General features: G+C 57.7%; 1 protein-coding gene. It reads right to left on the reverse strand.

What is annotated here, in order from left to right; all coding sequences use genetic code 11:
• Nucleotides 1–1,202: VCBS domain-containing protein (locus L4C39_RS00535; protein WP_429743816.1), on the reverse strand; the 1,202-nt coding region annotated here is incomplete at both ends.

Below are 1,202 nucleotides of genomic sequence, written 5' to 3' on the forward strand. Positions count from 1 at the left end.
TTAATGGTGATGGTGACCACATGCTCGGTCCCATCGGTGGCACTGACGGTGTAAATCTCGGTGACACTTTCACCCTCGTCCAGATATTGCACCGCGTTGTTGTCGACGGTGTAGGTCCAGTCGCCATCGGCGTCAATCACTAAGCTGCCGAGCGCCGCCGCATTGGTCGAGCCTGTCGGTGTGAACACCCCGTTCGGGTTAAACTCAGGGTTATCATTGGCGTCCACGTCAGTGATGGTCAAGCTGCCTTCGCTGACCAAGGTCTCCGCCAGCGTCACGCCCACATCTTCGGTCACGCTGCCTTCATCGCTGTCGCCTTCGCCCACAGTGATCTCAGACGGATCTTCCGCGCCATTAATGGTGATGGTGACCACATGCTCGGTCCCATCGGTGGCACTGACGGTGTAAATTTCGGTGACGCTTTCACCCTCATCCAAATACTGCACCGCGTTGTTGTCCACGGTGTAAGTCCAGTCGCCATCGGCGTCAATCACTAAGCTGCCGAGCGCCGCCGCATTGGTCGAGCCTGTCGGTGTAAACACCCCATTCGGGTTGAACTCCGGATTGTCATTGACGTCCACATCGCTGATGGTCAAACTGCCTTCACTGACCAAGGTGTCGGCCAGCGTCACGTCCACGTCTTCGGTCACGCTGCCTTCATCGCTGTCCCCTTCACCCACGGTGATCTCGGACGGATCTTCCGCGCCATTAATGGTGATGGTGACCACATGCTCGGTCCCATCGGTGGCACTGACGGTGTAAATCTCGGTGACACTTTCACCCTCGTCCAGATATTGCACCGCGTTGTTGTCGACGGTGTAGGTCCAGTCGCCATCGGCGTCAATCACTAAGCTGCCGAGCGCCGCCGCATTGGTGGAGCCTGTCGGTGTGAACACCCCATTCGGGTTGAACTCAGGGTTATCATTGGCGTCCACATCGCTGATGGTCAAGCTGCCTTCGCTGACTAAGGTGTCGGCCAGCGTGACGTCCACATCTTCGGTGACGCTGCCTTCATCGCTGTCGCCTTCGCCCACGGTGATCTCAGACGGGTCTTCCGCGCCATTAATAGTGATGGTGACCACATGCTCGGTCCCATCGGTGGCACTGACGGTGTAAATTTCGGTGACGGTTTCACCTTCGTCCAGATATTGCACCGCGTTGTTGTCGACGGTGTAGGTCCAGTCGCCATCGGCGTCGATCAC

The organism is Vibrio clamense, assembly GCF_050337905.1.
GTDB lineage: Bacteria > Pseudomonadota > Gammaproteobacteria > Enterobacterales > Vibrionaceae > Vibrio > Vibrio cortegadensis.